Source organism: Micromonospora chaiyaphumensis, from assembly GCF_900091435.1.
In the GTDB taxonomy this organism is placed as follows: domain Bacteria; phylum Actinomycetota; class Actinomycetes; order Mycobacteriales; family Micromonosporaceae; genus Micromonospora; species Micromonospora chaiyaphumensis.
This window is the reverse complement of record NZ_FMCS01000013.1, coordinates 152,929-178,241: the sequence shown is the minus strand read 5'-3', so window position 1 is coordinate 178,241 and position 25,313 is coordinate 152,929. Positions and strand designations below refer to the sequence as shown.

Below are 25,313 nucleotides of genomic sequence, written 5' to 3'. Positions count from 1 at the left end.
GCCGTTCGACGCTAATCTGGTCTCAACTACCTCAGGTTTCTCCCAGGTAGCACCGATCCCCCGGTGACGGTGGCCCTCCGCGTCGGCAGCGCGGAGGGCCACCGCCGTAGGAGCAGCTTCACTCGTCGGCGGGCGGGGCCGGGCGGATCGGGCGGGGCGTCCCGGCGGTGGTCGCCGGGGGCCACGACCACTCCGGGTCGGCCGGCAGGTCGGCGAGGCTCGCCGGCCGGCGGCTCGGCACCGGGCCGATGGCCGCGCGGGACCGCTCGGCGGGCCCCGACCCGACGGAGACCAGTTGCCGGTCGGGCAGGGTGGACGGTTCCGGCCGCCGGCCCAGCCCGCTGAGTGAGCTGACGCCCAGCCGGCCGGCCAGCACCGGAACCTGGTCCGGTTCGACGACGAAGACCACCTCGCGCGGCCGGACCGGGCGCAGCAGCAGCACCACGGCGAGGACGACGAGCAGCGTCCCACCCGCCAGCAGCGCCCAGGCCACGCCCGGGAACCAGCCGGCGCGCAGTTCGGCGCCCAGGTCCAGCGACAGGTCGGCCCGCCCGTCCGGCCGCATCACGACCAGGCTGAGCTCGCGGTCGGCCAGTTCGGCCGGGCTCCACTCCAGAGCGCCGATCCCCTCGCGTACCCAGAGGTCCTGGCCGACCGGGACGGGGGCGGCGGTGCCGGCCGTGGCCGGGTCGAGGCGGACCGGCAGCGGCCCGCGGGCCAGCGCGACCCGGCGCACGGTGGCGTGCGGGACGTCGGCCAGCCACCGTCGCACCTCGTCGGTCGGGGCGAGGCCGAGGAAGGCGGGGCCGTCGGCGGTCCGCGCGGTGAGCCGCAGCCGGGCCTGCCCGGCCCGGGCGACCGGCGCCTCGGCGCGGAGCAGGGCGTCCACGTCGGTCACCACGACCGCCCGGGCGGGGGTGCGGATCGTCTCGAAGCGGGCGCCGAAGCCGCCGTCCGGGTCGGCGTGCCGGGCGGCGAGCCAGAGCCCGGCGCCGGCCAGCAGAGCCGGAATTCCCACGGTCAGCAGCAGCATGCCGGCGATCGTGCGCACGAAACGCATTCGCGTCGTCCCCCTCGGTAGCTAAGTACCCGGCCGACCTTACCGACGGCAACCGCTGATTTGCCGGATATCCACGGCACGCACGCGAAGGACCAAGGAACGGCCGCCGGCCCGCCGGAAGATCCGGCGGGCCGGTGCGGGGACGCAGGTCAGGACTTCGCGGTGGGCTCCCGGCGGGTACGCAGGAAGGCCAGCCCGCCGAGGACGATGCCGGCGAGGCCGGCGACCAGACCGGCCACCCCGAGTGCGGTGGCGGCCCCGGTGTCGGCGTCGTCGTCATCGTCGTCCTCGGCGGCGGTGGCGGCCGGGGCGCTCGCGACCGGCGAGGCGGACGCCGTGGCGGCGGTCAGGGTGAGCACCGGCGCGGGGTTCTCCGGCTCCTCCCCGCCCGGCGTGGGCTCCTCGATCCAGCGCGAGACGTTGCCGTCCGAGTAGGTCTGGAGCACCTTGAACACCATCCGGTCGACCTGCGGCAGCGGGCCCATCGACACCGGGAACTCCTGGAACTCGCCCGGCTTGACGCCGCCGTTCGGGGCGGCCGTCCAGGTCAGCTTGGAGACCGCCTCGGTGAGCTGGCTGCCGTGCACCTCGATCGGCGGGTCGACCTTGCGCTTCTCGACCGCAACCGTCCAGCCGGGCACCGGCATGGTGGAGACCGAGCCGACCGGGGCGTTCTCCGGCAGGTTCACCTCGACCTTGGTGGTCGACGCCGTGTCGCTCTCGTTCGGCACCCGGAAGGCGAAGCGGCCGTAGCCGCCCTGCGTGGCCTCCTTCGGGTTGACGGTGACGTGCGCCGAGGCCGGCCCGGCCAGGCCGAGCACGGTCGCGGCCACGGCCGTGAGGGTGAGCGCGGCGGCGGTTGCGGTACGCCGGAGACGGATCATGTGGGCGAGCCTTTCCCTTTACCTGACGGGCACGGTGGCGGTCACCGTGGCCTGGTCGATGTCGGACGTGCGAACGGTGAAGCGGAGCTGCCACTGCCCCGCCGCCGGGAGGTTGAACTCGCCGAAGGCGTGGTTGTCGGTCAGCGGCAGCAGCGGGATCGTGATCGGCTCGATGCCGGCCGACGGCAGGGCGGCGGTGGCCTTCCACTCCTGCACCGGCTGGGGCCGGTTGTCCTTGGTGTACGCGTAGAGGTGCAGCGAGTTGCTGCCGGTCTCGGCCGGGTCCAGCTCCACCTGCAGCGAGTAGAGCGGGCTGCTCAGCGTCGTGGAGAAGAAGTTGTCCGGTGCGCCGGCCACCGTGCCGGAGGCGGTGCGCGCCGGGGTGGTCTGCACCAGCGTCGCCGACAGGCCGAGCACCACCGCGGTGATCGCCAGCTCGGCCACCACGGCCCGCCGCATCGCGCCCGGGCGGCCCGCGGCGGCACGCCTCCGCACGAGCGCCCGGGAGTACGCGGCCACCCCGATCACCAGCGCGAACAGCACGATCTTGGCGAGCAGCAGTTGCCCGTACGTCGTGTCGATCAGCGCCTTCGGCGTGGCCACCTCGATGAGCCCCTGCACGGTGCCGGCCAGCAGCAGCGCGGCCACCGCCAGCGCCGCCCAGCGGGACCAGATCGGCAGGATCGCGTCCAGCTCCCGCTCGTCGGCCCGGCGCAGCAGGAAGGCCGCGAGCATCACGAGGCCGCCCAGCCAGACGGCCATGCTGCCCAGGTGCACGGCGTCGACGACCACCGACACGGCGGGTGCGGGCGACGCCGCCGGGTGCCCCGCGAGGGGCCAGGTGAACAGCGCCGCCCCGCCGAGAATGGCCAGGATGAGCCCGTCGGTGCGGCCGACCGGCCCCGCGAAGAGCGGGCGGAGCAGGAACGCCGCCGCGGCGAGCAGGCCGAGCCGGATCAGGTGCGCGGTGCCGTAGGTGCTGCCCAGCACGTCGCCGAAGCCGGAGCCGGTGACGTCGAACAGGCCGCCGCCGTTGGTGTAGGGGATCTGGAGCCACAGCTCGGCGAGGGTGGCCACGGCCAGCAGGCCGAGCCCCGACCAGGCCAGCCGGGCGGGGCCGCGCCGGGACAGCCGGCGGGGCCAGAGCGCGGCCAGCACCAGCGCCGGGCCCACGAGCAGCAGCAGCCCGGCGTAGCCCAGGTACTTGGCCACCTTGACCGCGTTGCCGACCACCGGGTTGGCCCGGTTGTCCGTGCCGGCGTCGGTCGGCGGGGTGGACGGCGCGCCGACCGAGTAGGTGAACGCACCGGAGACCGGGTGGCTGTCGGCCGAGATCACCCGGTAGCTGACCAGGTAGGTGCCGCGGGAACCGGACGGGTCCACCGGGATGGTGACCACCGCGCCCTTGAACGTCGGCTCCCCCCGGTCGGCCCGGGAGCCGTCGGGCGCGATCACCCGGACCTTGTCGGGGACCTTGCGGACCCCCTCGCTGAAGGTGATCACCACCTCGGTGGGCGCGCTCTGCACCACGGCCGAGGCGGCGGGACTGCTGCTCACCAGCACCGCGTGGGCGCTGGCCGGGGTGGCCGGGGCCAGCAGCAGGGCGAGGAGGGTGACCAGCAGTCCGGCGGCGGTTCCGAGCCGGGCGGCCCAGGAACGGTCGGCGACGGCCACGGGGCGGCGGCGTACGGCAGCAGTCATGACCATCATGCTTCCCGAACCGCCCGGCCTCCGGCGAGCGGGCCTCATCCGCGCACCGGCGCCGTCGCCGCGGCCAGCCCGACGGCACGCGCGTCGTCGCATGTCACGTTCGGGTAGTCGGCGGGCGGGCGGGAAAAGTTCCCGGCGTGGGCGGGACCACGTAATGGGCCGAAGGACCCTGTCCGGCACAGGTACGCCGCGTAACCTCGTCTGTCGTGATCCCTGCCCCGCGCGACACCTCCGCCGACCGCCCCGCGGCGGCTCGCGAGGCTGCCCGGGACAGCGCGACCGACTGGGCGCTGGCCGCCCGGGAGGGCGACCCGGTGGCCCAGGCCGCCTTCGTCCGGGCCACCCAGGCCGAGGTGTGGCGCTTCGCCGCCGCCCTGGTCGACCCGGACAGCGCCGACGACCTGACCCAGGAGACGTACCTGCGGGCGTTCCGGGCGCTGCCCGGTTTCGAGGGGCGGTCCACCGCGCGGACCTGGCTGCTCGGCATCGCCCGGCGGGCCTGCGCCGACCACCTGCGCACCGTGGTCCGCCGCCGCCGGCTGGACGCGCGGCTCGCCGCCCACGCGGCCACCGAACGGCCCCACCCGGACCCGGCCGGGCAGCTCGGGGCCACCGACCTGGTCCGCCGGCTCCCCGCGGAGCGGCGCTCGGCGTTCGTGCTCACCCAGCTGCTCGGCCTGTCGTACGCCGAGGCCGCCGCCGTGGAGGGGGTGCCGGTGGGCACCATCCGCTCCCGCGTCGCCCGGGCCCGCGACGAGCTGGTCGAGGCCGCCGGCGACGCGTTGACCGGTTGATCGTGGAACTTTCCTCGGATCCGAAGCGACCAACGACCGTGACCGCACACCCCACCCGGTCCGGCCGCTGGCCCGCCGTCCGGCCCTGGCTCGGCATCGCGGCCCGCCTCGGCCTGGCCGCCGTCTGGCTGCTCGCCGGCGCCTCGAAGATCGACGACCTGGCCGCCTCCGGCCGGGCGGTCAACGCCTACCAGGTGATGCCGTACGACCTGGCCACCGTGATCGGCGCGGCGCTGCCCTTCGTCGAACTGGCGCTCGGCGTGCTCCTGCTCGTCGGGCTGGCCACCCGGGTGACGGCCGGCATCTCCGCCGTACTGCTCGTGGTCTTCGTCACCGGCATCGCCTCGGCCTGGTCCCGTGGCCTGGCCATCGACTGCGGGTGCTTCGGCAGCGGCGGGCAGCTCGCCGCCGGCCAGGCACCGAGCTACCTCCCGGAGATCCTCCGGGACCTGGGTTTCCTGGTACTGGCCGGGTTCCTGCTGAGCTGGCCCCGCACCCCGTTCTCGGTGGACGGCTGGCTGGCGGGCGACACCGTGGAGGTCGACGATGAGTAGTCGCAAGGGGCGGAAGAACGCGGCCCAGGTGGTCCGCGCCCAGATCGCCCGCGAGAAGCGGCGCACCCGCACGATCTGGACCTCCGTCGCCGCCGTGGTGGTGCTGGTGATCGCCGGGTTGATCGGCTGGGCGGTCTACTCCAGCCAGAAGTCGGAGACCTTCACCACCCCGCCCGGCGCCAACCCGCCCGGCACGGCCGTCGTCCTCGGCCAGGGCCCGGTCACCGTCGACCTCTACGAGGACTACCTCTGCCCGGTCTGCAAGCGGTTCCAGGAGACCAGCGGCGCGACACTCAACCAGCTGATCAGCGAGGACAAGATCCGGGTGAACTTCCACCCGGTGGCCTTCCTCAACCGCTTCTCCACCACCGAGTACTCCACCCGCTCCTCGGCCGCCGCCGGCTGCGCCGCACAGGGCGGGAAGTTCAAGGAGTTCACCGACCAGCTCTTCGCCCAGCAGCCGGCCGAGGGCAGCGCCGGGCTCAGCGACGAGGAGCTCATCGGCCTCGGCGCGGGCGTCGGGCTCAACCGCGACGACTTCGGCTCCTGCGTGCGGGACGGGAAGTACAAGACGTGGACCGAGCACGTCACCGAGGACGCCAGCAAGTCCGGCGTCACGGGCACCCCGACCATCCGGGTCAACGGCAAGGACGTCGAGGACCGCACCCCGGAGGGCATCCGGGCGGCCGTGGAGGCGGCCGGCAAGTGATCCCCGCACCGCTGCGGCGGGCCGCCGTGGTGGTCACCGCCGCGCTCGCCGCCCTCCTCGCCCTCGCCGGCCCCGCCGCCGCGCACGGCGCCGACGCCCCCGACGGCACCGACTACCGGGCCGAGGTCACCGGCATCGGCCCGGCCCAGCCCGGCCTCACCGCCCGGATGGTCGAGGCCGGCGCCCGCCTCGAACTGACCAACCGCACCCCCGCCGACGTCGAGGTGCTCGGCTACTCCGGCGAGCCGTACCTGCGGATCGGGCCCGGCGGCGTGTACGAGAACAGCCGCTCCCCCGCCACCTACCTCAACCGCACCCTCGCCGGGGACACCCAGCTCCCGCCGGAGGCCGACCCGGCCGCCGCGCCGGTCTGGCGGCGGGTCTCCGACGGGCAGAGCGTCCGCTGGCACGACCAGCGGACGCTCTGGCGGGAAGCCGACCCGCCGGCCCAGGTGGCCGCCGCCCCCGACCGCGAGCAGCGGGTCCGCGACTGGGTGGTGCCGCTGCGCGCCGGCACCGGCACGATCGAGGTGCGCGGCACCCTGGACTGGGTGCCGCCGCCCGACGCGTACCCGTGGTGGGTGGCCGCCACCCTCGGCTTCCTGGTGATCGGCGCGGCCGGCCTGGTCCCGGCCGGCACCGCCACCGGCGTCCGTGCGCTGCGCGGCGCGGGCGCGCTGCTCGCCCTGGGCGGGGCGGCGGCCGTGGCGCTCACCGTCGGCAAGGCCCTCGACGCCGGTGCCGCCGGCGCCGGCGGGGTGCTCCTCGACCTGCTCACCGGGCAGGTGTGGACGCTGCTCACCGGGCTGGGCGCGCTCGCCGCCGGCGGCTACGCGCTGGCCCGGCGCCCGGCCGCCGACTTCGCCCTGGCCCTGGCGGGCGCCTGCCTCACCCTGTTCGCCGGCGTCTCGAACCTGGCCGTCCTGTCCCGCTCGGTGGCCCCGGTCGCCGGCCCGCCCGACCTCGCGCGCGTCCTGGTCACCGTGGCCCTGGCCACCGGCCTCGGCGCGGTCGCCGCCGGGCTGCTCCGCCTGCGCACCGCCTCCCGGGCCGCCCGCAACACACCGGCGACCCCCGTCGCCCGCTGACTCAGGACGGGCGGGGCACGAAACCGTAGGGCAGCTCCAGGCGGTGCTCGGCGAGCAGGCGCTCGTCGGAGAGCAGCTCCAGGGTCGGGGCGTCGGCCACGACCCGGCCGGCGTCCAGGATCACCGACCGGTCGCACAGCTCCGCCGCGTACGGCAGGTCGTGGGTCACCATGAGCAGGGTCACCGGGAGGCCGCGCAGGATCTCCGCCAGCTCCCGGCGGGCGGCCGGGTCGAGGTTCGACGACGGCTCGTCCAGCACCAGGATCTCCGGGCGCATGGCCAGCACGGTGGCCACCGCCACCCGGCGGCGCTGCCCGAACGAGAGGTGGTGCGGCGCGCGGTCCCGGTGCTCGGCCATCCCCACCGCGGCGAGGGCCTCGTCCACCCGGGCGGCCAGTTCCGCCCCGCGCAGCCCCAGGTTGGCCGGCCCGAACGCGACGTCCTCGGCGACAGTGGGCAGGAAGAGCTGGTCGTCGGGATCCTGGAAGACGATGCCGACCCGACGGCGGATCTCGGCGAGGGTGTCCCGCTCCCGGCTCACCGTCAGGCCGCCCACGCTGACCGTGCCCCCGGTCGGGGTGAGGATGCCGTTGAGGTGCAGCACCAGGGTGGTCTTGCCGGCGCCGTTCGGCCCGAGCAGGGCCACCCGGTCGCCGCGCGGCACGGTCAGGTCCACCCCGTGCAGGGCGACGTGACCGTCCGGATACGCGTACCGGACGCCACGGACGTCCAGGGAGGGCGGCTGCTGCACGTACCCGATCATGTCAGGACGAGCGCGACGGCGGCGATGGTGGCCGCGATGGCCGGCACGGTCGCGGCGGCCGCCCACTGGCCCGCCGTGGCCGCGCCCGCGCCCTGCCACACCGCCGGCATCCGGCCCGTGTAGCCCCGGGAGACCATGGCCAGGTAGACCCGCTCGCCCCGCTCGAACGCGCGCAGGAAGAGCGCGCCGACCCCGGCGGCGAACCCGCGGAGCTGCCAGAGGAAGCGCGGGTCGTCGCCCCGCGACATCCGGGCCACCCGCATCCGCCGGGCCTCGCCCACCAGCACGTCCAGGTAGCGCAGCATGAAGGTGGCGATCTGGGTGAGGATCTGCGGGCAACGCAGCCGGTCCAGGCCGACGATCAGGTCCCGCGTCGTCGTGGTCGCCGCCAGCAGCAGCGACGCGAGTACGCCGAGCGTGCCCTTGGCCAGGATGTTCCACGCGCCGTGCAGCCCGTCGACGGAGAGGCTCAGCCCGGCCACGTCGACCCGCTCGCCGGTGCCGAAGAACGGCAGTGCGAACGCGAACAGCACGAACGGCAGCTCGATGAGCGCCCGGCCGAGCAGCCACCGGGGCCCCACCCGGGCCAGCGCCGCCACGGCGGCGACCAGCAGGGCGTAACCGCCGAAGGCCCAGTACGCGGCCCGGGGCGTGGCGACCACCGCCACGGTGAACAGCACCATCGCGGCGATCTTCACCTCCGGCGGCAGGCGGTGCACCGGCGAGGACGACTCGCGGTAGAGCACGTGGACGTGACCGGCACCCATCCGCGGCTCAGCGGGTGCCGGCGGCGCGCGCCGGCCGCTCGTCGGTGGCGGGGCCGGCCTGATCGGTCGCCGCGCCTGTTGCCGGGCCGCGGCGGCGGGCCAGCCAGAACAGGCCGCCGCCGATGGCGAAGGTGAGCAGCACGCCCAGCACGCCGGACAGGCCGGTGGAGAGGAAGCCGTTGCTCACCCCGCGCACGCCGTAGTCGGCGAGCGGGCTGTCGGCCAGCTCGTGGTCCTTCGCCTGCTGCGCCGGGCAGCTGCCGCCGGTGATCTCGTCGTCGGCGTTCACCGTGCAGCCCTTGAGCAGCGACGAGTCGAGCCCGTCCGGGTGCGCCGAGGCGTAGTTGCTGACCACGCCGGCCAGCACCAGGGCGACCAGCAGGCCGCCGAGCACGAACGGCCAGGAACGCTTGCTCATCGGGCACCTCCGGCGACCGGGACGGCGGGAGCCGGCACGGCCGGCTTGAGGGCGCGCAGGGCGTACACCAGGTCGGGGCGCACCTTCGCGACGGTGACCACCGTGGTCGCCGTGATCAGGCCCTCGCCGATGCCGATCAGCAGGTGGACGCCGGCCATCGTGCCGGCCAGCCCGGCCAGGTTGCCGCCCAGGTCGGTGGTGCCGCCCAGCCAGTACTGGAGGACGAACCCCTGGGAGGCCACCACGACGCTGACCAGCGCGGAGACGAACGCGGTGACGCCGAGCCCGGTCGGGGTGCGCGGCAGCACCCGCAGCAGCAGCGCGATCAGCAGGTAGGCGGCGGCGGTGCCGAGGAGCGCCATGTTGGTGATGTTGAGGCCGAGCATGGCCACGCCGCCGTCGCCGAAGACCAGCGCCTGCACGACCAGCACCACGGCGACGCAGAGCGCGCCCACCCACGGGCCGACCAGCAGCGCGGCGAGGGCGCCGCCGAGCAGGTGGCCGCTGACCCCGGCCGTGAAGATCGGGAAGTTGAGCATCTGCACGGCGAAGATGAACGCGGCCACGAGGCCCGCCATCGGGGCCAGCCGGTCGTCGAGGTCACGGCGCCCGCGCAGCACGCAGAAGGTGAGCGCGGCAAGCGCGAGGGCCGCGAACACCGCGGCGACGGGACCGTCGATGATCCCGTTCGAGATGTGCATCGCCAGGGTTTCCACGCGCTGAGCCTATTTGCGCGGGGCCGTTGTTGCCAATCCCTTGCAACAAGCCATGGTGATCATCACGCGCGCGGCGCGTCGCCACCCGCCCCGGACCCGGCCACGGCGGTATCGTCTGCGCCATGACCGACCGCCTGAAGCCCGGCGACCCCGCCCCCGAGTTCACCCTCCCCACCGACAGCGGCGGGACCCTCTCCCTGGCCGACCTGCGCGGCCGCAAGGTCATCCTGTACGCGTACCCGGCCGCCATGACCCCCGGCTGCACCAAGCAGGCCTGCGACTTCCGCGACTCGCTCGCCTCGCTCCAGGCCGCCGGCTACGAGGTCGTCGGCATCTCCCCCGACAAGCCGGAGAAGCTGGCCAAGTTCCGCGACCGCGACGCCATCACCTTCCCGCTGGTCGCCGACACCGACAAGGCGGTCCTGACCGCGTACGGGGCGTTCGGCGAGAAGCAGATGTACGGCCGCACCGTCACCGGCGTGATCCGCTCGACCTTCGTCGTCGACGAGGACGGGAAGATCGAGCGGGCGCTCTACAACGTGAAGGCCACCGGACACGTCGCCAAGCTGCGCCGCGATCTCGGCCTCGACTGAGCCTGTCGGGGGCCGCCGTTACCGTCGGCACATGCCTCGCTACAAGTACTCCCCCGAAACCCTTGCTGCCGCGGCCGCGGAGGCACGGAGCATCGCGGGAGTGCTGCGGCTGCTGCGTGTGCCGATGAGCGGCGGCTCGCACGCCCACATCAGCCGGCAGCTGAGGCGCTTCGGCGTCGACACCTCCCACTTCACGGGCCAGGGACACAGCCGCGGAATGCAGGGTCCTCGGCAGCCACCGTCCGAGATTCTGGTCCGGCTGCCGCCCGACGCGGCGAGAACACCCGGGTTCCGACTCCGGCGCGCCCTGGCCGCCGTCGGCGTGCCGGAACAATGTGCCATCTGTGGTCTCGGCCCGAGGTGGCAGGGCTCTCCCCTCATCCTCGAGGTCGACCACGTAAACGGCGACCGGCTCGACAACCGACAACCCAACCTGCGATTGCTGTGTCCCAACTGCCACAGCCAGACCTCGACCTACGCCGGGCGGGCGCGAACGCAGGCCGGCGCGTCCACCCCGCCGCACGCCTCGGCCCGCCTCGCTTCCGACGGCGGGTCCCTGCCGGAGGTCGAAACTCTGGTCGGCGAGGTCAGTGCCGGCCGCATGACCACCGTGGAGGTCGCTCGCCTTCTCGGCTGCACAAGAGACCACGTGAGCAGGCTGCGGCGACGTCTTGAGGCAACGGGAACCGTCACACCGCCACCGCGGGTCCGTGACCGGCCGGTCCAGGACCGGTTCCGGGACCCCGTCATCCGGTTTGCACTCGCACACCCTGAGGCCGGCTCTCGGAAAATCGCCGAGGCGCTGACCGATGCCTCGGGCAGCCGCCCGGCGATCAGCCATCGCACCGTCCAGGCGATCCTCCGGGAGGCTGGGCTCATCACGCTCGAGTCCCGACGCACTAGACTCAGCGGGTCTGCGGGAGTGGCGTAACAGGCAGGCGCGATAGGTTTAGGTCCTATTGTCCGAAAGGACGTGGGGGTTCGACTCCCCTCTCCCGCACTTAACCCGATGTCGTGAGGATCACGAACCCGGGTCGGCGTCGCGTCGTCTCGCGCAGGATGGCGGGCGTGACCCTGCGCTTCGTCCTCGACCCCGACCTCACCCCTGAGCTGCGCGAGCAGATCATCGCCCTCTGGGTGGACGTGACCAACGCCGGCGGAGCGGTCGGCTTCGTCGCCCCGGTGACCGAGGCCGACGTGCGGCCCATGGCCGCGGCGACCTTCGCGGCGATCGCCGACGGGCCGGACCGGCTGCTGGCCGCGTACGAGGGGGATCGCCTCGCCGGCGTGCTGATCATCGGGGACAACCGGTTCCACCTGAAGGCGCACTGGCGGGTGCTGAAGCGGGTCATGGTGCACCCCGGCACGCAGGGGCGCGGCTACGGCGCGGCGCTGATGCGTGAGGCCGAGCGGATCGCCCGGGAGCTGGGCCTGGCGGCGCTGCACGTGACCGTGCGGGACGGGCTGGGCCTGTGCGGGTTCTACGAGCGTCTCGGGTACCGGGAGGTCGGGCGGCTGCCCGGCGCCCTGCGTCTCGCCCCGGGCGACGACCGGGACGAGGTCTTCATGTGGCTCGACCTGGGCGCCCCCGTGGCCTGACCGTCGCCCCGGATGCGGGCCCGCAGGGGTGGTCGACCTCCAGCCCTGACCAACCGGTGCGGGTGCCCCAGCACGAAGCGCGCGCCCTCGGGAGGGTTTGGCAGCCGCTGTCGAGTTGACGTCGGCAACGACTCGGCCGTCGTGATTCGTTCACGACATCAGCTCGACAGGCGGCCACAGAGACAGCCCCCGTAGGGCCGGGCCGAGGCGGGCCGGGCCGGGCCGAGGCAGGCCGAGCCGAGCCGAGGCAGGCCGAGCCGAGCCGAGGCAGGCCGAGCCGAGCCGAGCCGAGCCGAGCCGAGCCGGGCCGAGCCGAGCCGGGCCGAGCCGAGCCGAGCCGGGCCGAGCCGAGCCGAGCCGGGCCGAGCCGAGCCAGGCCGAGCCAGGCCAGGCGCGGCGCGGCGCGGTGGTGCGGGGAACGGTCAGCCGCAGGCGGCGGGAACCGGGGCGGCGGTGGCCGGTGCGCCGGCAGCCGCGTCCAGGACCGCGGGACTGCCGGGTGACGTGCTCAGAGACGGGGTGGCGGAGACGCTGGGTCGGGGGCTGGGCCGGGCCGTGGGCGAGCGGCTGGGCTTCGCCGAACGGGCCGGGGAACCGGCGCCCGCCCCGTACATCCGGACCGTGCTGCGCTGGACCTGGCCGGGGAGCATCCGGATGCCGGTGGCGGTGGCGCGGTGGCCGTACGCGTCGGTGACCCGGATGGTGTACGGCCCGGGGCCGGCGCCCGCGGGGATGAGCCAGTAGTTGTAGTCCTGGCGGGTGGCGGCGCGCCAGGACCCGCCCTGCCGCACCTCGACGGCGCGCAGCGGGTTGCCGTGGTCGCCGATCAGGACGGCGAACCACCACTGCGAGGCGCCCTCCTTGATGCGGAAGGTGAGCGGGCCGGGCAGTGGCGGGTCGACCACGGCGCGGTAGCTGACCTTGACGACGCCCTGTACCGGGTCGGCGATCCGGGCGAAGGCCTCGGCGGAGAGGTCGAGGTGGCCGGGTTCGCATTCCGGGCACTGGTCCATGACGAGGACCCGGACCGTGCCCTTGGGGCCGGTGACGTCGAGGTGGCCGCCGCAGGACGCGCCGGCGGCGTACTCGCTGGGGCCGAGGGCGACGTAGAGCCGGTTGGCGGGTGCGGCGGGCCGGGAGCAGTTGCCGCCGGCGCCCTTCGAGTCGTAGAAGGTGGCCTTTCCGCTGTGGACGGTGCCGCCGAGCGGTGGGGCGGCGAGCATCCCGGCGTGCACCCCGGCGTGCACCCCGGCGGGCAGGGCGCGGGGCGGTGGGGCGGCGCAGGCGGGGGCGGCGCCGCCGCGTACCGCGAGGGTCACGCCGACCACGGCGGCGAGCGCGGCGAGGCCACCGGCGGCGAGCCAGCGGCGCGGGCCGGCCGGGGCGCGGCGGCGGCCGGCCCGGGTGGGCGGGGCTTCGTCCCGGGTGGGCAGGGGGCGGCGGGGAGCGCTGCCGTCGGTCACGCCGGTCGATGCTGCCGGACCGGTGGGGCGCCGGACAAGCGGGCTAAGTGAAAGCTAAGACGGGCTCAGGGCCGCCGGGCGGTCAGCAGGCCGACGGCCACCGCGGTGAGGGCGGCGAGTTCGCCACCGAGGTCGGGCCGCTGTCGCAGGGCGTCCTCGATCCGGACCCGCCACAGTCCGGTCTCGACCGGCAGCCGGGCGTCGCCGGTGCGGTGGACGCGGTCCCGGCTCTCGGTGAGCGCCTGCTCGGCGGGCTTGCCCAGCAGGGTGCCGAGTTCGTGCCGGAGCCAGGCGAACAGCTCCTCGTCGAGGACCGCCCCGCCGATCACGCGGGCCATGTCCCAGGCCACCCGGGGCTGGTGGATCACCTGCATCTCGGCTCCTTCGTCGACCTGCCCGTTGCGACCATCATCGATCCCGCGACGAGCCGCGACAAGCCCCTCACCAGGCGACGCCGATGCCGTCACCCGGGTACCAGTGCCGGGCCGGGGTCTCCCGGTAGGCGAGGAACCGCCGGCCGGTCCGTTCGGCGTGCTCGGCGAGGACGTTGGTGGCCGTGACGTTGTCGGTGAGCAGCACGGCGCCGGGGGCGAGCTTCGGTTCGACCGCCTCGAACTCGCTGCGCTCGTGCACGCGGCTGTGGTCGCTGTCGTGCAGGAAGAGGTCGACCGGGCGCTCCAGGGCGCCGATCGAGGCGACCGAGTCGCCGATGACGAGGTCGACGACGTCGGACCACGGGGTGGCCCGGGCCAGGTAGCCGGCCTCGGGGTTGATGTCGAGCGAGGTGAGCCGGCCGGGGTGGCCCTCCGCGGCGTTGCGGAGCAGGGCGGCGGCCAGGACGCAGCTGCCGAGGCCCTTGTCCACCCCGGTCTCCACGACGTGGGCGGGCTTGCGGGCGCGGGCGATGGCGTACCAGCCGATGCGGCGGGCGTAGCGGACCTGCCGGTCGGCGAGGCCGCGGCGGGAGGCGGCGGCCGTGGCGTTCTCGATGTGGGCGCGGAGCTTGTCGTCGCCCTCGATCTCGGCGAACCAGACACGCACCTGCTTCACGGGGACGTCGCAGACGACGCTGACGAACCAGGCGAGGTGGTGCCGGCTGAGCTTGGTCAGCTCGTAGGTGTAGTTGTGGTGCTCCCGGGAGGTGAGCAGCCAGCGGGCGGAGGTGCGCAGCACCCGGGCGTCGTGCCGGGCGACCCGGGCCAGGCGCTTGGGGAAGGCGGCGACCGGCGCGAGCCGGGTCCGGGCGATGGCCCGGCGGAGCTTCGTTGCATCCACCCCCGACGTTGTACCAGGTTCGCGGCAACGGTCGAGGAGGAAAGCGCCGAACGGGTGACCGAGGTTGACCGGTCGGACGAGGGTCGGCGTGACGGAGCGTGAGTCAGTAGCATCGCGCCCATGTCAGATCGCCAGCGGACCGTGGCCGGGCCGCACGAGTCAACCAGCATCTCCGAAGTGGAGCCGGGAGGTGCCGAGCCGGGTTCCGCCACGGCTCCGCGCCGGCGGCGTGGCCGGCGGATCGTGCTGATCACCCTGCTGGTGCTGGTCCTGCTCGGCGGCGGCGGTGTGGGAGCGGCGGCCCTCTATCTGCGGTCGGTGGAGTCGGACATCGAGCGGGTCGACGCCTTCGAGGGTGTGCCGCAGGAGGCCCGGCCGCCGGTCGCGGCGGCTGACGCCATGAACATCATGATCCTGGGCAGCGACTCGCGCGACCCGGAGACCACCGGCGGTTCGCGGTCGGACACCATCATCGTGGCCCACCTGCCGAAGGGCCGGAAGAGCGCGCAGCTGATCTCCATCCCGCGGGACACCTGGGTGCACGTGCCGCGCTCGAAGGACGGGCAGCACGGTGACCGCGACGCGAAGATCAACGCCGCGTACGCCTGGGGCGGGGTGCCCCTGATGGTGCAGACCGTGGAGCAGTTCACCAAGGTGCGGATCGACCACGTGGCCATCGTGGACTTCGCCGGGTTCAAGGAGATCATCGACGCGCTCGGCGGCATCGACATCGTCTCCGACCGGGAGTTCACCTCCATCCACCCGCCGTTCCGGAAGTTCGCCAAGGGCGTGCAGCACATGGACGGTGAGACGGCCCTGGACTACTCCCGGCAGCGCAAGCAGTTCCCGGACGGCGACTTCGCCCGGATCCGCCACCAGCAGCAGGTCATCAAGGCGATTCTCGACAAGGCGGCCTCCGGCGGCATCCTCACCAACCCGGGCAAGCTGAACGACTTCGTCAAGGCCTCCACCTCGTCGGTCTCGGTCGACAAGGGCATGTCCCTCTTGGACATGGCGACCGACCTGCGCAGCCTCCGCGGCTCGAACCTGGCCTTCTACACCAGCCCCACCAAGGGCACCGGTCGGGTCGGCACGGAGAGCGTGGTGTTCCCGGACACCGCCAGGGCCCGCACGTTCTACGACGCGGTGCGCCGGGACGCGGTGTCGGAAATCACGGCCGCCGGAAAGTAGGACCCGGGTCTGCCCGGGTGGCCCTGTCGGCGGACGGGACGCGACCGTATCCTGCGATCGCCCCGTCCTGTCGGCACTGCGGGACGTGGGCGCCACGGGGGAAGGACCAACAATGCCATGGCAACCGGCGACGGGCCAGCAGACCGCCATGACGGCGGAGCACGCCGAGTGTCCACAAGGGATACCCGGGATGACGGGTGACGACGAGGGCCGCTCCGGTGTGCCGCTGATCCCCACCACACGGCCGCCCGAGCAGCCCGGCGCGGCGGGGCGCCCCGGACTGGACGTGACGGCGGTGCTGCCCTACGCCGGCTCCCGTGCGTCCCGCCGCACGAGGGGTCTGCGGGCGTGGATGATGACGGCGCCCGTCGACGTCGCCGCGCTGCTCACTCCGCTGCTCGTCACGCATCAGTACTGGCGCGGCACCCTGGTGATGGCGGGCCTCACGGTCGCCTTCTTCGCCGCGGGCGGGCTCTATCACGCACGGCGTCACGTGAGCATCCTGGACGAGCTGCCCAGCCTCTGCGGGCGGCTGCTGGCCTCGGCCGCCGTCGTCGCGATGATCGCCGCCGTACGTCACGACTCCGCCGAGTACGCCCTCGGTTTCACCCGCGGGGTGGGAGTCGCCGCGGGGCTGGTGATCGTCGGCCGGGTGGTGACCCGGGAGTTCGCCACCATCGCCCGCAAGCGCCGGTGGGTGGAGCACAACACCATCATCATCGGCGGCGGCCCCACCGCCGTGGAGCTCGCCCGCCTGCTCCGCCGCTACCCCCAGTACGGCCTGCGCTTCGTCGGTTGCGTCGACGCCTCGTCGCGCACCGGGCCGGCCGCGCACCCGCTGATCGGTCGCCTCGACGAGCTGGAGCAGCTGGTGCGGATCGTCGAGTGCGACGTGCTCATCATCGCCGACCCGGACTGCGAGGAGTCGGTGCTCATGGAGGTGCTCCGCCGTCCGGTGAACGCGGCCTGTGACCTGTGGGCGGTGCCCCGGCTGTGGGGTTCCCGGTCGCACGGCGGCGACCACATCGGCGCGATTCCCATCGTGAAGGTCGGTGACACCACGCTCTCCGGCCCCCGGTGGGCGCTGAAGCGCGCCTCCGACGTGGTGTTCGCCCTGGTGGCGCTGCTCCTGTTGAGCCCGGTCCTGCTGCTGTGCGCGATCGCGGTGCTCATCGACGGCGGTCCGGGCATCTTCTTCCGGCAGGAGCGGATCGGCCGGCACGGCGTGCCGTTCGACATCATCAAGTTCCGCTCCATGCGGCCGGTGGACGAGCACGAGTCGCAGACGAACTGGTCCATCGCGCACGACCGCCGGGTCGGCCCGATCGGCCGGTTCCTGCGGCGTACGTCGCTGGACGAGCTGCCGCAGCTGTGGAACATCCTGCGCGGCGACATGAGCGTGGTCGGCCCGCGGCCGGAACGTCCGTATTTCGTGGAGAAGTTCTCCGCCGAATACCCGACGTACGCCATGCGGCACCGGGTGCCGGTGGGCCTGACCGGCCTGGCGCAGGTCAGCGGCCTGCGGGGGGACACGCCCATCTCCGACCGCGCGCGGTTCGACAACTACTACATCGAGAACTGGTCGCTGTGGCTGGACGCCAAGGTGTTGCTGCGCACGGTCGCCGAGGTGTTCCGCGCCGGCGGTCGCTGACCGACCGGCGCCTCACCCTGCCGCGCACGTCCCGTCCCTGATTACCTGGAGATCTTCTTGCCGGACGTTTCGGTCGTCATTCCCACGACGGGCCGGCCCAGCGTGGCCGAGGCGGTGCGCAGCGCCCGCGCCCAACGTGCCGTCTCCGTGCGCGTCGTGGTGGTCTGCGACCTCGCGGACGTGCCCGCCACCGTGCGCGACCTGCGCGGCGAGGTGGACGAGGTGGTCTGCACGGGCGGGGGGCGCCGGGGCTCGTACGCGCGCAACCTCGGCGTCGCGCACGCCGCGCCGGGCAGTCACGTCGCGTTCCTCGACGACGACGACGCCTGGCTGCCCGGCAAGCTCGCGGCCCAGGTGCCGGTGCTGGAGCGGCTGGCCGCGGAGGGCCGGCGGCCGGTGGTGTCGTCCCGGATCGTGCAACGCAAGGCCGGCGGTGAGCCGCTACCGACCGCCGCTCCGGCGACACTGATCGCCGACGGGGCGCTGCCCGAGGACTATCTCTTCCGTCGGCGCCGGCTCGGGATCGGCCGGCAGTCGCTGCCCACCTCGACCCTGCTCACGACGGGCGAGCTGGCCGCCGCCTGCCGGTGGGACGAGACGCTGCCCCGGCACCAGGACTGGGACTGGCTGGTCCGGGTCGCCCGCCTGCCCGGCGCGCGGATCACCCAGGTGCCGGAGGCCACGGCCGTCTACACCGTGGGCAGCCCCGGGTCGATCTCCGCCGGGGCCGACTGGCGTACGTCGTGGGCGTGGGCCCGTCGCTGGGAGGGCGTCTGGGCCCGGGAGACGTTCGCGGACTTCATCGCCGCGCAGACCCTCCGGTACGCCCTGCAGGCCCGCGACTGGGAAGGGGTACGCGAGATGGTGCGGGCGATCCGGCGGAACTCGGCGCCCTCCGTGCCGAACGCCGCGCTGGCCGCGCTCGGTATGGTGCCGCGTGCCACCCTCGAGCGCGTGGCGATGCGGCGCTCGCGCACGGCCACCGAGGTCGCCGTTCCGCGGCAGCCGGACGGGTCCCACTGATGCGTATGCACTTCGTGCTCCCCCAGTTGGAGCCCTACTACGGCATGGAGCGCGCCGCCGTTCTGCTCATGCGGAGCCTGCGGGCGGCCGGGGTGCCGGTCTCCGCGACCGTGCTGTCCCGGGGTGTCCCACCCGGCATCGACGACCTGGACGTCGACCGGCTGGGGGTGAGCAGCCGGATCACCCGCCTCGTGGAGGCCGTTCCGCCCCTGCGACGCCGGCTGCGGGCACTGCCCGCCGAGACCGTGATCGTGTCCAGCGGGCTGTGGGCCACGGTGCCGGTCGGCGCGGCGCTGGCCGGCTCCGGCCGCGGCTTCGTCGCCTGGGAGCACTCCGTGCTGCCCGCGCGGCTGGCCGCCGATCGGCGGGTCCGGGCGCTGGCCCGGGTCGCCCGCACCGCGGCACTGCGGCCGCGCCTCGTGGTCGCGGTGTCCGAGGGAGTCGCCCGGACGGTCCGCGACCTCGCACCCGGCCAGCCGGTGACCACCATCCCGAACCCGCTGCCGGTCGGCGGGTTCGTCCCGCCCCGCCCGGTCGGGTCCGGCGCCGTCCGGCTCGTGACCACCGGCGCGCTGCGGCCGCTGAAGAACCACGGGGACGCGCTGGCCGCACTCGCCCTGCTGCCCGAGCGGTATCGGCTGACCCTCGCCGGGGACGGCGAGGAACGTGACCTGTTGGCGAGCCGGGCCCGGCAGCTCGGGGTGGCGGACCGGGTGGCTTTCCTGGGCCGGGTCGCGGACGTCCGGCCCCTGCTCGCGGAGGCCGACGTCCTGGTGCACCCGTCCCGCGCCGAGACCTTCGGGCTGAGCCTGATCGAGGCGGCCGAGGCGGGCCTCCCGGTCGCCGCCCTGCCCGTGCCCGCGCTGGACGAGCTGGTCCCGACCCTCGTACCCGGCGTGCTGGCCGCCCGGTCGACGCCGCGGGCACTCGCCGACGCGGTCCTGGCGGTGGCGGGCGACCACCGCCCGAGCCACGCGGACTTCGAGAAGGCCTGGCGGGCGCGGTCGGCGATCCTGGACCCCGCCGAGGTCAGCCGCCGGTGGGTGGAGACGTCGACCCGATGACCGTCGCCGACACCAGCACCGACCGGACCGGCCGGGAGGAACCGTCGCGGCCCGCCGCCGGACCGGGCGACGGCTTCCTGGGCAAGGCCGCGAAGTTCCTCACCGGAACCCTGCTGCGCACCCTCGCCCAGGGCGCGCTCTTCGTCCTGCTGGCCCGCGAGATGCCGATCGGCCAGTACGGGCTCTTCGTCGGTGTCACCGCGCTCATCGCGGTGGTGTCGCCGTTCGCGTCCGCCGGCGTACCGAGCCTGATCTTCCAGAGCCACGCCGACGCGCCGGCGGCCTGGGCCCGGCATCTCGCCCGCGGCCTCGTGCTGACCGTCACCTTCGGCGTCGGCGCGTCGGTTCTGGTGACCGCCGCGGGCGCCGCCGTCTGGTCCGCCCAGGTCGACCCGGTCGACGTCGCCGCCCTGGCCGTCGCCGACCTCGTCGCCTGGCGGCTCATCGAGGCCGTGGCCGCCTCCGTCCAGGCGCGCGGGAAGGTCTTCGTGGCCTCGGTGATCCCCGCCGTGCTGCACGTGTGCCGGCTGGCCGCCGCGGTGACCCTCGGTGTCCTCGCGGCCGGTCCGGTGACCCTGCACGGCTGGGCGGTCACCTCGGCGCTGCTGTCCACGGTGATCTGCCTGCTGGTCCTGGCGTACGGGCTGCGCGGGGCGGGCCTGCCGCCGGCCGGCGGCGCCTTCGGGCAGGTCCGGGCCGGGCTGCTCTTCGCGGTCGGCCTCTCGGCCCAGAGCGTCTACAACGACCTCGACAAGGTGATGCTGTCGAAGCTCGGCAGCCCGGAGGGGGCGGCCATCTACGCCGCCGCCTACCGGGTGGTCGACTTCGCGTACACCCCCGGGCGGGCCATGGCGGCGGTCGCGTACCCGCGCTTCTTCGAGGCCGGACGGGACGGCCCGCGCTCGGCCCTGCGGCTGACCCGCCGGCTGCTGCCCCGGTACCTGGCGTTCAGCGTGCCGGCGGCCCTGCTGCTGGCGGCCTGCTCCGGCTTGATGCCGACCGTCTTCGGCGACGGTTACGCGGCGGCCACGACCGCGCTCCAGGGGCTGGCCGCGCTGCTCGTGCTGAAGGCGATCCACTACCTCGCGGCGGACACCCTCTCCGGCAGCCGGCTGCAGGGCCGGCGTACCGTCTGCCAGATCGCGGTCGGCGTGGTCAACGCCGGGCTCAACGTCTGGCTGATCCCGGCGTACGGCTGGCAGGGCGCGGTGGCCTCCAGCCTCGTCTGCGACGCGCTCCTCGGCGTGCTGCTGTGGGGGTGCGTCGTGGCCGCCGTGCGACGCGACCGCACGCCCCGACGGGAACCGACCAGCACCATGGAAAGGGCCTGAGTTGACCGTCCTCTTCGCTTCGCTCCTCACGGTGGGCGGCGTCGCGACGGCCGCCTGGTTGGTGGCCACGCGCCGGAAGATCGCCGCCGCCTTCGGCGACAGCCGCACCGCGCTCGCGCTGGTCGGCTTCGTGGTGCTGGCCAACGCCGCGCCGGTGCTGGCCGGCGAGCACAGCTCCGCGCTGATCGGGCTGCTGGTGCTGGGCCTGCTCGCCTGGGTGGTCGGCAGCGGCGGGCGGGACCTGCGCGGCCCGTCCGACGGCTGGCTGCGGCTGGCCTGGTGGACGGTCGGCGCGCTGCTGCTGTGGTGCCTCGCCGTGGACGCGATCGTCGGCGCCGGCCTGTACGGCTCCCGGCTGGTCTCGTACGCGGCGGCCGGGTTGTTCCTGCTCGCCGGTCTGCTGGTCGCCGCGCGGACGGCGGTGACCACCCGCGCCCTGGCGTACACCGGGCTCGCCGTGCTCGCGCTGCTGACGATCCCGACGCTCTTCTCCGGGACGAGCGCCTGGCGCACCTGCACGGGCGGGCAGTTGGAGAAGTGCTCGGTGGCCGGGGCGCTGTTCAAGAGCTTCTTCGAGTCGGAGAACTATGTCGCCATGGTCGCGACGTTCACGCTGGTCGCCGCGCTCTGCGCGATGCGGCGGCGGGAACTGTTCGCGACGGCGGCCCTCTGCCTGCTGGTCATCGTGGCCACCGGCTCGCGCACCAGCTACCTCGCGCTCGCCGTCGGGGGCGCGTGGCTGGCCGGCAGCTACCTGGTCGAGCGGTGGCGCCGGTTCGAGCGGATCCCCCTCGTGCTCTCCGCCGGGCTGGTGGTGGTTCTCGGGGCCGCGGCCACCTACCTGATGTACAGCGCCGACCGTTCGACGCTCAGCAACCGGGGCAACATCTGGGTCCACGCCCGCGACCACATCGCGGACCGGAAGGTGACCGGCGTGGGCGTCTCCAAGTGGTACCACCTGCGCGACATCGGCGAGGCGCCGACCCACTTCTTCCACTCGGGCTACGTGCTGGCCATCTTCGCCGGTGGTTTCCTCGCGCTGGTGATCTGGGGTCTCTGGGCGACCGCGCTGCTGCACGGCCGGGTCCGTGACGGGCGGGCGTTCACCGCGAAGGCGCCCGTCGTCCTCTTCCTCGTCTACTCGCTCACCGAGGTGGTCTGGAACCCGCTGTCGGTGGACGGGCTGTCCTGGATCTTCCTGCTGCTCATGCTGATCCGCGCGGCGGGCAGCCCGCGCGACGCGCTCGCCGCTCCGGGGCCGGTGGACGCCGTGGACCGGCCGGGTGGCCTCGCCGGCCTGCGTGCGCTCGCCGCCCGCCGGAGGACGACGGCCGGCAGCGCCGGCTGACCACGCGGTCAGCCGGACGCGGCGATCGGCAGTCCCTGGAAGGTCAGCAGGCCCACGCCCGCGGCGTTCACGATCCACGGCCCCGCGCCCGGGTGGCCGAGGTAGCTCACCCCGGTCGCCCCGACGGCCGGCGCGGACAGGGTCAGCACCAGCTGCCCGTCCGGCCGGTACGCCACGTCGGTGACGCTCACCGCGCTGCCCTCGATGCGGAAGTCGGCGGCCACCCCGGGCTGCACGGTCAGCGGATCGTCGGCGCGGAGCCGGACCACCACCGCGGTCCGGCCGGCGTCGGCGAAGGAGGCGGAGCGCGGGTTCGGCGGCGCGACCCCGTCGCCCGGTCCCCGGTACAGGTCCCGGGAGACGACGGCGAAGGCGTGGTCGCCCAGTTCGCGGTAGCCCTGTTCCCAGCCGAAGTGGCAACCGTCCTGACCGGACAGCCCGTTGGTCGACAGCACGGTCACCCCGAGGCTGTCACCCATCCGGCGCTGCGCCTCGCGCAGCCGGCCCGAGCGGCCGTTGCCGCACGGGGACGTACGCACCTGGAAGACGTAGTAGCGGGTGTCCGGGCCGCCGAGTTCCGCCCGCCAGTCCTGCAGCAGCGCGGTGAAGCCGGCCACGTGGGCGGCGGCGTTGTCGTTGTCGGCCTCGCCCTGGTACCAGAGGACGCCGCGGACGTTCCGGAGCACACCGGCGGCCGCCAGCCGCTGCCGGAGCCGGCCGTAGTTGGTGCGCAGGTCGTTCGGCCGGGTGTCGACCCGCTGGAAGTAGCCGATCGGCCGGCCGTTCTCGCCGCCGTTGATGACGGCCACCGGCACCTGGTAGGTGTCCGAGATCCGGTGCGCCATCCGGATGCCCCACTGGCCGACGGAGCCCGGCTGCTGGGTCAGGTCACCGACGGCGTAGTTCCAGCCGCGGGCCGCCCCGGACCGGGCGCCGTCGGCCACCGGTGAGCCGTAGCTGCGCAGGTACGGCGACTCCTCGGCCGCGGCCGAGCCACGTTGCATCCCCGCGACCGCGTTGGACTGCCCCTGGATGACGTAGACGTCGCCGGCGACGACGCCCTCCCAGAGGCCGGCCCGGCGGGCCACCCCGTCGCCGAGCACCCGGAGTTCGAAGCGGTACTCCCGGAGGGCGGCGGTGATCCGGTGCCGGAGCGAGAACGTGCCGCCGTGGGTGGCCAGGGCGCCGTAGTCCCAGCCGTCCGCGCCGCTGGTCACCTTGAGCTGCACGGCGGTAACCCGGGGATCGGTGAACTTCCCGGCCACCTCGACCACGGCGCCGTTCCCGGCGTCCCGCGGGAACAGTTGGCGGTCGGCCGGGTGCCGGGTGACGGTGAGGACCGAGGAGCGGGCGTAGACGGTCAGCCGGCGCTGGGTGAAGCCAGCGGCGTTGCCGGCGAAGGTCCAGTCCGGGTTGCCGGTCGGCGCCGGGCCGATGCCCAGCGCGAGCGGGCCGGACGGCGACGTGAAGCCGTTGACCGCCAGCACGGTCTGCGGCGGCGTGGTCGCCGGCCGGGTCCCGGCCACGAGGTGCACCTGGAACGAGCCGTACGCCAGCGCGGGCTGGACGTCGTCGTCCGCGTCGTAGCGATCCGCCGCGGCCCCGGCGATCTGGCCGGTGCCCCGCGGGCCGTAGCTGTTGGGCCACATCTCCAGGTAGCCGGGCAGGCCGGTGCCGGTGGTCACTCCCGCGACGTTGGTGGCCACCTCCACGTCGTTGACCCGTTGCTGGACGATCGGCCCTCCCCGGGCGGGCGGGGCGAGCCGCCGGGCGTCGGTGGTGAACGGCTCCATGGCGGTCCACACCCACTGCGGTCCGGCGGGGCCGTTCAGTTCCAGGCAGTAGCCGACGCGGTCGAAGCCGGCCGCCACGGCCGCCGTGCGGTCGAAGGTGTACGCCGGCGCGCGCCCGTTCGCCCGCGCCGGCAGGTCCAGGGCGGCGACCGGGGTGAAACCCGCCATGCCGGCGACGTTCGCCGCGCAGCTCGTGCCGTCCACCGGCACGGCGGGCGTCTGCGGCCGGGACGCCCCCGGCGCGGACCACGCCCCCGCCGGCGCTCCGGACCGGTCCGACGGCCAGGCGGCCACGGCGATCGACGCGAGCAGCAGCACGGTCGCTCCCGCGGCGATCCACGCCGTACGCGGCACGGACCGCAGGCGCTGCCTCACGGAGGGAGCTGAGAGCACCCGTCGGACCTCCAGACCGTTCAGCCAGCGTCGCGGGCAAGGTTATGCGATGGGCGGCCCGTCAGGGGTACGACCGTCCTCCGGACCGGGTGGGGACGTGCCCGGCCGTCGGCGTCTGCCATGATGCGCGCCATGGCCGCAACGAGCACCACGGCACCGGTGGGCGTCCGCTCCGCCGGTGTGGACCTTCTCCGGATCGTCGGCATCGCCGCGGTGGTCGTCGGTCACGTGTGGACCGATCCGGTCACCCGGGCCGCCGTCTACCCGTGGCACGTGCCGCTGTTCTTCGTGCTCACCGGCTACTTCTGGACGCCCGGCCGGCCCATGGCCGGCGAGTTGCGCAAGCGGTGGCGGTCGCTCGGCCTGCCGTACGTCGTCTGGTTCGTCCTGCTGTTCGCGGCGCTCCTGGCCGCCGACGCGGCCACGGGCGAGGTCGCCGAGGGGGCGTTCCGCAACGCGCTCTACGGCGGCAGTGCGGCGGTCCGGCCGTTCTCGGCCTTCTGGTTCGTCTCGGTCCTCTTCCTGCTCGCGCTCGCGTACCGCGCGGTGGAGCGGTTCCCGGTGGCGGCCTGGGCCCTCGCCCTGACCGGGCTCGCGGTCGCGTACCTGGCGCCGGAGGTGGTCACCGCCGGGCCGCTCGGGGCCTTCCTGGTGCCGGCCTGCCTGGTCTTCGTGCTCGCGGGGCGGCTGCTGCGTCAGCTGCGCCCGCACCTGTCCGCGCCGGTCGCGGCTATCCTGCTCGCCGTCGGCGCCGGCCTGGTGGTCACCGGCCTGAGCGCCCCGCTGGACCTCAAGGCCGGTGACTTCGGCACCCCGGTCCTGGGCGTGGTCACCGCGGTCCTGATCAGTGCCGGGCTGGTGACCCTGGCCGAGGAGCTGGACCGCCGGACGACGCCCGGCGCGGCCCGCACCGTCAACCGGCTCTCCGCCTGCGGCATCGCGGTGGTGCTGAGTCACGCCGCGGTGCTCTGGGTGCTGCACACGCCACCGGGCGGCGGCTGGCCGCACCTGGCCGCCGCCCTGCTGCTGCCCTGGGCGTTCGCGCTGGTGGCGCTCCGCACGCCGGCCAGCCCGTTCCTGCTCGGCACGGACGGCCCCGGGCGTCGCTGACCGGCTGCGCCACGCG

Annotated in this window: 25 protein-coding genes and 1 tRNA gene; 15 read left to right on the top strand and 11 right to left on the bottom strand. The window is 74.5% G+C overall.

The window, feature by feature from the left end; all coding sequences use genetic code 11:
• Positions 1-118 precede the first annotated feature (118 nt).
• From GA0070214_RS33085 to GA0070214_RS28520, 3 genes are all read right to left on the bottom strand, one after another.
• Positions 119-1,060 carry a hypothetical protein gene (locus GA0070214_RS33085; protein WP_377462573.1) on the bottom strand — a complete coding sequence of 314 codons (942 nt, stop codon included), beginning with the start codon at positions 1,058-1,060 and terminating at the stop codon, positions 119-121.
• Positions 1,061-1,209: 149 nt separating this feature from the next.
• On the bottom strand, positions 1,210-1,944 hold the full coding sequence (locus GA0070214_RS28525; protein WP_091269606.1) for a YcnI family copper-binding membrane protein: 735 nt from the start codon (positions 1,942-1,944) through the stop codon (positions 1,210-1,212).
• A gap of 18 nt (positions 1,945-1,962) precedes the next feature.
• Entirely contained in the window at positions 1,963-3,645 is a 1,683-nt protein-coding gene (locus GA0070214_RS28520; protein ID WP_091269631.1) for a copper resistance CopC/CopD family protein, read from the bottom strand.
• A gap of 215 nt (positions 3,646-3,860) precedes the next feature.
• Between GA0070214_RS28520 and GA0070214_RS28515 the strand changes: the two genes are divergently transcribed.
• From GA0070214_RS28515 to GA0070214_RS28500, 4 genes are read left to right on the top strand one after another with little or no spacing between them, the layout of a single operon-like run.
• A complete protein-coding gene (locus tag GA0070214_RS28515) occupies positions 3,861-4,448 on the top strand; it encodes a sigma-70 family RNA polymerase sigma factor (RefSeq protein ID WP_091269605.1) in 588 nt (195 codons plus the stop codon).
• Positions 4,449-4,486: 38 nt separating this feature from the next.
• Entirely contained in the window at positions 4,487-5,002 is a 516-nt protein-coding gene (locus GA0070214_RS28510) for a MauE/DoxX family redox-associated membrane protein (RefSeq protein ID WP_091269604.1), read from the top strand.
• The gene (locus GA0070214_RS28505) at positions 4,995-5,711 is read left to right on the top strand and encodes a DsbA family protein (RefSeq protein ID WP_091269603.1); all 717 of its coding nucleotides are present in this window, start codon (positions 4,995-4,997) and stop codon (positions 5,709-5,711) included. The genes GA0070214_RS28510 and GA0070214_RS28505 overlap by 8 nt, the downstream gene beginning before the upstream one ends.
• Positions 5,708-6,799, top strand: a complete 1,092-nt coding sequence (locus tag GA0070214_RS28500) for a hypothetical protein (RefSeq protein WP_244167890.1) — start codon at positions 5,708-5,710, stop codon at positions 6,797-6,799. The genes GA0070214_RS28505 and GA0070214_RS28500 overlap by 4 nt, the downstream gene beginning before the upstream one ends.
• Position 6,800: 1 nt before the next feature.
• Here GA0070214_RS28500 and GA0070214_RS28495 read toward each other — a convergent pair whose 3' ends face one another.
• The 4 genes from GA0070214_RS28495 to GA0070214_RS28480 are packed head-to-tail and all read right to left on the bottom strand — an operon-like array spanning position 6,801 to position 9,463.
• A complete protein-coding gene (locus tag GA0070214_RS28495) occupies positions 6,801-7,562 on the bottom strand; it encodes an energy-coupling factor ABC transporter ATP-binding protein (protein ID WP_091269602.1) in 762 nt (253 codons plus the stop codon).
• Entirely contained in the window at positions 7,559-8,329 is a 771-nt protein-coding gene (gene cbiQ / locus GA0070214_RS28490) for a cobalt ECF transporter T component CbiQ (RefSeq protein WP_091269601.1), read from the bottom strand. The genes GA0070214_RS28495 and cbiQ overlap by 4 nt, the downstream gene beginning before the upstream one ends.
• A 7-nt stretch (positions 8,330-8,336) precedes the next feature.
• Positions 8,337-8,747, bottom strand: coding sequence for a PDGLE domain-containing protein (locus GA0070214_RS28485; protein ID WP_091269600.1), 411 nt, complete (start codon positions 8,745-8,747; stop codon positions 8,337-8,339).
• Complete coding sequence (locus tag GA0070214_RS28480; RefSeq protein WP_091269599.1) at positions 8,744-9,463, bottom strand: energy-coupling factor ABC transporter permease; 720 nt, start codon at positions 9,461-9,463, stop codon at positions 8,744-8,746. Before GA0070214_RS28480 ends, GA0070214_RS28485 begins: the two co-directional genes overlap by 4 nt.
• A gap of 122 nt (positions 9,464-9,585) precedes the next feature.
• Here GA0070214_RS28480 and bcp point away from each other — a divergent pair, with 122 nt between their 5' ends.
• The 4 genes from bcp (at position 9,586) to GA0070214_RS28460 (ending at position 11,655) form a co-directional block, all read left to right on the top strand.
• Complete coding sequence (bcp, locus tag GA0070214_RS28475; protein ID WP_091269598.1) at positions 9,586-10,056, top strand: thioredoxin-dependent thiol peroxidase; 471 nt, start codon at positions 9,586-9,588, stop codon at positions 10,054-10,056.
• Positions 10,057-10,087: 31 nt separating this feature from the next.
• Positions 10,088-10,987, top strand: coding sequence for an HNH endonuclease (locus tag GA0070214_RS31605; RefSeq protein ID WP_139141926.1), 900 nt, complete (start codon positions 10,088-10,090; stop codon positions 10,985-10,987).
• A tRNA-Leu gene (locus GA0070214_RS28465) sits at positions 10,973-11,056 on the top strand. The genes GA0070214_RS31605 and GA0070214_RS28465 overlap by 15 nt, the downstream gene beginning before the upstream one ends.
• Before the next feature lie 68 nt (positions 11,057-11,124).
• Positions 11,125-11,655, top strand: coding sequence for a GNAT family N-acetyltransferase (locus tag GA0070214_RS28460; protein WP_091269597.1), 531 nt, complete (start codon positions 11,125-11,127; stop codon positions 11,653-11,655).
• A gap of 422 nt (positions 11,656-12,077) precedes the next feature.
• On the opposite strand, the gene GA0070214_RS28450 is transcribed toward GA0070214_RS28460, so the two are convergent.
• From GA0070214_RS28450 to GA0070214_RS28440, 3 genes are all read right to left on the bottom strand, one after another.
• The gene (locus GA0070214_RS28450) at positions 12,078-13,118 is read right to left on the bottom strand and encodes an expansin EXLX1 family cellulose-binding protein (RefSeq protein WP_091269596.1); all 1,041 of its coding nucleotides are present in this window, start codon (positions 13,116-13,118) and stop codon (positions 12,078-12,080) included.
• A gap of 65 nt (positions 13,119-13,183) precedes the next feature.
• Positions 13,184-13,492, bottom strand: a complete 309-nt coding sequence (locus GA0070214_RS28445) for a hypothetical protein (RefSeq protein ID WP_091269595.1) — start codon at positions 13,490-13,492, stop codon at positions 13,184-13,186.
• A gap of 67 nt (positions 13,493-13,559) precedes the next feature.
• Positions 13,560-14,393 (bottom strand): O-methyltransferase, encoded by an 834-nt coding sequence (locus GA0070214_RS28440; protein ID WP_091269594.1) that lies wholly within the window; start codon positions 14,391-14,393, stop codon positions 13,560-13,562.
• A gap of 120 nt (positions 14,394-14,513) precedes the next feature.
• On the opposite strand from GA0070214_RS28440, the gene GA0070214_RS28435 reads away from it, so the two are divergent.
• The 6 genes from GA0070214_RS28435 (at position 14,514) to GA0070214_RS28410 (ending at position 22,001) form a co-directional block, all read left to right on the top strand.
• Positions 14,514-15,584 (top strand): LCP family protein, encoded by a 1,071-nt coding sequence (locus GA0070214_RS28435; RefSeq protein WP_091269593.1) that lies wholly within the window; start codon positions 14,514-14,516, stop codon positions 15,582-15,584.
• 190 nt (positions 15,585-15,774) lie between these two features.
• Positions 15,775-17,235: a sugar transferase gene (locus GA0070214_RS28430; RefSeq protein ID WP_091269592.1), complete on the top strand. Its 1,461-nt coding sequence runs from the start codon at positions 15,775-15,777 to the stop codon at positions 17,233-17,235.
• A gap of 57 nt (positions 17,236-17,292) precedes the next feature.
• On the top strand, positions 17,293-18,258 hold the full coding sequence (locus GA0070214_RS28425; protein WP_167364348.1) for a glycosyltransferase: 966 nt from the start codon (positions 17,293-17,295) through the stop codon (positions 18,256-18,258).
• Entirely contained in the window at positions 18,258-19,322 is a 1,065-nt protein-coding gene (locus GA0070214_RS28420) for a glycosyltransferase (protein WP_091269590.1), read from the top strand. Before GA0070214_RS28425 ends, GA0070214_RS28420 begins: the two co-directional genes overlap by 1 nt.
• Complete coding sequence (locus GA0070214_RS28415; protein WP_139141925.1) at positions 19,298-20,653, top strand: lipopolysaccharide biosynthesis protein; 1,356 nt, start codon at positions 19,298-19,300, stop codon at positions 20,651-20,653. The genes GA0070214_RS28420 and GA0070214_RS28415 overlap by 25 nt, the downstream gene beginning before the upstream one ends.
• Before the next feature lies 1 nt (position 20,654).
• On the top strand, positions 20,655-22,001 hold the full coding sequence (locus tag GA0070214_RS28410; RefSeq protein WP_091269588.1) for an O-antigen ligase family protein: 1,347 nt from the start codon (positions 20,655-20,657) through the stop codon (positions 21,999-22,001).
• Positions 22,002-22,009: 8 nt separating this feature from the next.
• On the opposite strand, the gene GA0070214_RS28405 is transcribed toward GA0070214_RS28410, so the two are convergent.
• Positions 22,010-24,169 (bottom strand): sialate O-acetylesterase, encoded by a 2,160-nt coding sequence (locus GA0070214_RS28405; RefSeq protein WP_139141923.1) that lies wholly within the window; start codon positions 24,167-24,169, stop codon positions 22,010-22,012.
• Between the two features lie 150 nt (positions 24,170-24,319).
• Here GA0070214_RS28405 and GA0070214_RS28400 point away from each other — a divergent pair, with 150 nt between their 5' ends.
• Positions 24,320-25,297, top strand: coding sequence for an acyltransferase family protein (locus GA0070214_RS28400; protein WP_167364347.1), 978 nt, complete (start codon positions 24,320-24,322; stop codon positions 25,295-25,297).
• Positions 25,298-25,313: the final 16 nt, after the last annotated feature.